This is a genomic window from Motilimonas sp. 1_MG-2023 (genome assembly GCF_030547455.1).
GTDB lineage: Bacteria > Pseudomonadota > Gammaproteobacteria > Enterobacterales > CBDFNC01 > Motilimonas.
The window spans coordinates 1-5,139 of record NZ_JAUOPX010000083.1; the positions used below are offsets into that span (position 1 = coordinate 1).

Below are 5,139 nucleotides of genomic sequence, written 5' to 3' on the forward strand. Positions count from 1 at the left end.
CCGGAAAACTCAGTGATCTCAAATGTTTCGGGATCGAGGGTTTGTGCAGTAAAGGTAAATTGCAGTCCAGTTTTGTCAGCCATGATGCTTGCCTTGTGTTACTTACCGTGTATGAGCCTAAGGAAAACTTGATATCACGCCTTTCCTTGATGATTGATTCGCGCTAGGGGTTAAATTTGTTTCATTTAAATTCAGTGTGTTATGCGCAATGGTATTTTTTATAGATTTTCTTGTCAATTAAAATGCGTTAGAGTGCTTTATGTTTTTGTGATGATTTGGCGTATTCACATACCCTGATTGAGTTGTTCCTTGTGTCGGAGTTCAGGAGGGAGTAGGTAGAGCAAGTGCTTGAGTGTACAAAATATCAACAATCGAGCGAGTAAGGTAACTTTTAGTTATACGCAACGCTGTAAAATCATCCCCAAGGGCTGTTGGTGGCTAAACTGGTGTTTTCTTGCGGCAGATATCGAATAAGAAACGTCACCGATCGCTTAAAGAATATTCATGCTTATTTATTAGTTACAATCACAGCAACAGCGTTTAGCGCTAGTGTAAAGTTAATATAGAGAAAGGAGTGATAACATGGCTAATGTCATTCATAAAGGAGCGCCCACCACAACAGGAGGCAAGGTATTGCAAGGCAACGCTGGCTTGTGTGTAGAGGGAAGTGAAGTTGCATCCGTTGGGCATATGGCCAGTTGTAAAGCGTGTAAAAAGGGCATTGGCCCGATTGTTGCGGTTGGTCCTCGTAACACCATTTTACCCGCAGGGCCGGTTGCCCTTGAGGGGGATTATGTTGCCTGTGGCTGTCCGCCTATGTCGAATATTGTAAAGGTTGGCCAGGGCACGACTAGTAGTGATAGGTGATACTCAGGGAAAGTATAATAAATGGGCTAGTGCACTTGGTGTTTGAAGCTGGGGAGCACATGCAAGAGACTATGGCGTCAATAGCTATTTTAACCTTTGGCATTTCCCACGTAACACCGTCTCTAAGCATCGAATTGAGCGTAATAACCCTCTTCCAAACGTAAGCGGTGATGGCTACCTTCTTAGGCTTTCCAGTCGCAACGAGACGTTGATACGTTGCTTTGAAAGCAGGGTTTGAATGGCGGACAAATTGACAACGATCACCGAAAACAGATCCACTTTTTGTTTATTTTCGTACAACCAAAAATGATCCATCCCATTTACTCAGGTATTTCCCCTGAACGATGTTTATTTTTAAGCCGATAGCTATCTCTACTTAATTGGAGTAAGTCGAATTGGTTGTCATCAAAGCTTTGGTTACTGCTTTTACATGGCTTACCGTCTTTAAAGCCTCTCAGTGCGATAAGGTTTATTTCACCTTCTGCGGTTTTGAAAGCATATTTGTCATTGTTGGTATTATTGAAATGATTTTGTGCGTTGCCAACCAATGCACTTAAAAATTCATACTTTTGCTCAACACTGTAGGCTGAAATATCAAGAGACATTAGTTTATCTCCACACTGTTAGTTGGCATGGCATGGTGGCAACCCGGCGCGCCGTCGATGTGATAACGCCATGCAAAGTTAGCCGTGTTGTCTTTCACCTTGAGAGCCGGAGAAACTTCAATCCATTCCCCATCGCCCATGCTTGTGACCATTGAGCCAATGATTGTGGTGCTATCGTTGCTTGCGTCTATGTCTAACCAAGTGTTGAGAAAATGATTTTGAAAAAGAGTGGCGTTCGTTAAGTAGTCTTCAATCATATATGAGGTTTGATCTTGGCTTAGGCTTGTCTGCGTAAGCCCCCAGCCGGTGTTTTGATCATAAGTTATTTGATAGCTAGGTATTTTTTGCTGCATAAGCGAGGAATCTTTTATCGCGAGTAAGCTATTAACCAAGGGGGTAAATTGCTTGGTTGTCGCAAAGCTATCGCCAATGAAAATGAGTTCACTGATTGCCATATCTTCATATTTCGTGCCAGCCAAAGCAGAAGAAAATACCAGCTTTACTTGATCAACTATTTTTGGTGTTGTTGGTAAAAATAGTTTGTACTGGAGGTTGCTAGTTTGATCTGTGTGTGTGCAACCTTCACCCTGATCTTTTTCGACCAGCGATTGGGTAATGTAGCGAAATTTAGATTGGTTAGATTCATCACCTAAAGTTAGGGATACTTGTTCGGGGACTGCATTGGCTGCAAATAATGATGCTGATTTGGTAAAACCTGGTAGCAAGGCAATCGCGCGAATTGAAACTGGTTGTTTAAACTTTATGTTTAAATAATGTTCACCTGTAATCCCATCTACACCTTCAACCCATGCGGTTTTAGCGTCTTTATCAAATAGTTTGTGCAAACTATAGCGCAGTGGTTCATTGGCTGGGCCTGACAATTGCGATGATGCCGAGATAGATGCTGATTGCCCATCGATAGTTAAACTAGCTGATATTTCATCTGCTACAGCATAGGTCGTTGAGAGAATAAATAGTAAAAATACTTTTTGGATGTTCATGCTTTCAAATGTGTCTATAAAAGGTTGTGTGATTAAGCGAGCGTATTGGGCAGAAGCTTAGTCAGTGTTAAATTAAAGGGAAAATAACAATGGCTTATTAATCGTATTTTCTTGAAATTCTAATACTTCATCTATGGCTACGGCTAAATCGTAATAACCGATGGGGGCGCCGAGTTCAATTAGGCGTTGGGTGGTTTCCAGGGTTTTAGCGGCACTGCGATAAGTGCCTAGGCCAAGGCGGTAACTTGCTCTTTATCGTGATAACGCTGCTTTTCTAGTTTACGCGCTTGTAAAAAAAGCGCATCTGCCTCGTCAGTGACAGGGGGCAAGCTGTCTTTTTCTAACTTACATTCAAATTCAAAAGCCGAAGCAGGCAAGGCCAGACTTAGTCCTAACAATATGATGGTCAATGGAATAAGTGCCTTGCTGCCCATGTCTTAGATTACTCCTCAGCTGTATCTGAGTCTGATTTATCCGAAATAGAAGTCGGTTTAACTCTTGGGTCGGGCAAGCTGCCATAGTCATGCACCGGATGCGGGGGTAAAGGATAGCGGGTGGTGATATCGGAAATGCGAAGTTCAGGATTGGCTCGGATCTTGGTTGATAAATCTTGGTAAATGAGTGCTTGTGCTTCATCAATTTCATATTGATAGTAGCCGAGAGAGAAAACTGCATCGAGCATAACGGCGGCCTTCGCCATACCATTACCAACAGCCAGTTGATAATAATGCATTGACTCAGGGTAGCGATCTTCTCCCACGCTTAACCAATCGGCATATTCAAAATAAGCCTCGGTAGATTGTTGTTGAGCGGCGCATTTAAAGTAAGCCGCGGCCTTATCATTTTGCTGTTGCTCGCGCGGCAAGTTATAACCGTAATGATTACCTAGTCGAATTAGGGCGTTAGGCTCACCGAGTTTGGCGGCTTTATGCAGGTAAAGCCAAGCGCCTTCAATGTCGTATTTAACGCCATAGCCACGTTCAAGTATCACGGCTAAATCGTAATAACCGATGGGCGCACCCAGTTCAATTAAACGCTGAGTAGTTTCAAGGGTTTTAGCGGCGCTGCGATAAGTGCCTAGGCCAAGGCGGTAGCGACGGGCTAGATTATGCAGGGCCTTCCAATGGTCTAACTTAGCGGCTTGTTCATACAAGGCGGTGACTTGCTCTTTGTCGTGATATCGCTGCTTTTCCAGTTTGCGCGCTTGTAAAAAAAGCGCATCTGCCTCGGCGCTGACAGGGGGCAAGCTGTCTTTTTCTAATTTACATTCAAATTCAAAAGCCATGGTAGGCGCTGTAATTAGGAATGATAGAAGGGCAAGGGCAAATAGAATGCGCTGGTATAAGGTTCGTCCCATATGTAAGGGGGAGTACATTTATACGACATTCCTTTTTGTCTGTGCTGCGTATTATCCACTGCGCCTTTTATCGGTTGGCTTATGTGATCGCCTAAGATCGAACAATGGTGCAAAGCTTGCGTGAAAGTGATTCATAAATAGATTCAACAGATTAGCTGGCACAGTACGCAATAAAGATATAACTATCAATAAAAATAAGTTGGTATTTTATGTTTTTGTGATATTGACAGCAGCCAGTATTTGGCTAACCAGAACAAGGTGATGGTGAAAGCTAGGATGGATAAGTATATAAGGTGCTTTAATAATGGCTTCATATTGCTTTACCTATGGTCCAAGGTACAAAGGTTTGAGTTGGCTAACGGCAACCTAGAAAGGTAATTAGCATGGGCGATATGATTCAAGCTGTGGCCTTAATATAAATTGGTCTCATCGTAAAAACGGTTGGGTTTTACTTTGGTTAAGAACTCCGCAACTTCTTGATCTAGTTGCGCTATGGTTTCAGTTGGAAGTTCTCCGTAAAAATCAATATAGCCGTAACCAGAAGGGTCGAGCTTCTTTGCTAGCATTGTGTATTTATAGATCTGCTCCCAATCTGACGGTGTCTTCTTCTCTTTGTCTTCATGCGTAGTAAATAAAAAAAATGCGCCTTCCGCGTAGCCCAGCATCAAAGCTTGCTCAAGATAGGGTTTAACCTTGTCCATACCGAGACTTTCGTGAAAATTATAAAAAGTAATCATCGCGGGCGCATAACCTCGCTTTGCGGCAGTGGTTAAATAACCTAGTGCTTGCTCTCTAATCGCAGGGTCTTTGATATCTTGGTGTCGGGACAGCTCGTTGTATAACGCGATGGCCGCTCTGTTTGCTCCCATCTCAAGGGCCAGTTCATATTGTGCAACGCGGGTGCGGTGAGCTAGGTAGGGCACGTATTTACGCCAAGTGTCTTTGTGTTTTGCGAGCATGAACATGGCTTTACCGTCGCCGTTGGCAGCAAGCTGTTGCCATTTTTCAATGGCTTTATCAAACCATTTGTCGTCGCAGGGGAGCATGTAAAAGCCACAATAGGTGCTAGCGCTGTCAACCAATTCAATCATTGCCCAAGGGTTACCTAGCTTTGCAGACTCTTCCATCCATCGTCCAAGCGTGAATATCCTTTCTCCACCCATGCGCATTTGTGTTTTTGCTAACCAAAACATAGCCTCTGGATTGCCTTTCTCTGCTTCTGCTAAAAATAACGGCTCAGCTTCCCACCATTCTCCCTGTTGTGTCCAAGCTAGCCCTTTTTGCACCGATGCAAAGGCAGCTTGACCAA

Annotated in this window: 6 protein-coding genes and 1 pseudogene; 1 reads left to right on the forward strand and 6 read right to left on the reverse strand. The window is 43.5% G+C overall.

Going from position 1 to position 5,139, the window contains the following annotated elements:
• Positions 1–582 precede the first annotated feature (582 nt).
• On the forward strand, positions 583–867 hold the full coding sequence (locus Q4519_RS21295; protein ID WP_303515888.1) for a PAAR domain-containing protein: 285 nt from the start codon (positions 583–585) through the stop codon (positions 865–867).
• A 91-nt stretch (positions 868–958) separates the two neighbouring features.
• Here Q4519_RS21295 and Q4519_RS21300 read toward each other — a convergent pair.
• The 6 genes and pseudogenes from Q4519_RS21300 to Q4519_RS21325 form a co-directional block, all read right to left on the reverse strand.
• Positions 959–1,105: pseudogene (locus tag Q4519_RS21300) on the reverse strand (IS110 family transposase); the annotation flags it as partial.
• Positions 1,106–1,187: 82 nt separating this feature from the next.
• Positions 1,188–1,472, reverse strand: a complete 285-nt coding sequence (locus Q4519_RS21305; protein ID WP_303515891.1) for a hypothetical protein — start codon at positions 1,470–1,472, stop codon at positions 1,188–1,190.
• Positions 1,472–2,473, reverse strand: coding sequence for a hypothetical protein (locus Q4519_RS21310; RefSeq protein WP_303515892.1), 1,002 nt, complete (start codon positions 2,471–2,473; stop codon positions 1,472–1,474). Before Q4519_RS21310 ends, Q4519_RS21305 begins: the two co-directional genes overlap by 1 nt.
• A 227-nt stretch (positions 2,474–2,700) precedes the next feature.
• The gene (locus tag Q4519_RS21315) at positions 2,701–2,907 is read right to left on the reverse strand and encodes a hypothetical protein (protein WP_303515894.1); all 207 of its coding nucleotides are present in this window, start codon (positions 2,905–2,907) and stop codon (positions 2,701–2,703) included.
• Positions 2,908–2,915: 8 nt separating this feature from the next.
• Positions 2,916–3,848, reverse strand: a complete 933-nt coding sequence (locus Q4519_RS21320; protein WP_303515896.1) for a tetratricopeptide repeat protein — start codon at positions 3,846–3,848, stop codon at positions 2,916–2,918.
• A 392-nt stretch (positions 3,849–4,240) separates the two neighbouring features.
• A partial coding sequence (locus Q4519_RS21325; RefSeq protein ID WP_303515898.1) for a hypothetical protein occupies positions 4,241–5,139 on the reverse strand: 899 nt, incomplete at its 5' end.

Excerpts from the sequence above, each read along its gene's own strand:
- Q4519_RS21295 (WP_303515888.1), top strand. The coding sequence starts at position 583 with ATGGCTAATGTCATTCATAAAGGAGCGCCCACCACAACAGGAGGCAAG.
- Q4519_RS21305 (WP_303515891.1), bottom strand. The coding sequence starts at position 1,472 with ATGTCTCTTGATATTTCAGCCTACAGTGTTGAGCAAAAGTATGAATTT.
- Q4519_RS21310 (WP_303515892.1), bottom strand. The coding sequence starts at position 2,473 with ATGAACATCCAAAAAGTATTTTTACTATTTATTCTCTCAACGACCTAT.
- Q4519_RS21315 (WP_303515894.1), bottom strand. The coding sequence starts at position 2,907 with ATGGGCAGCAAGGCACTTATTCCATTGACCATCATATTGTTAGGACTA.
- Q4519_RS21320 (WP_303515896.1), bottom strand. The coding sequence starts at position 3,848 with ATGTACTCCCCCTTACATATGGGACGAACCTTATACCAGCGCATTCTA.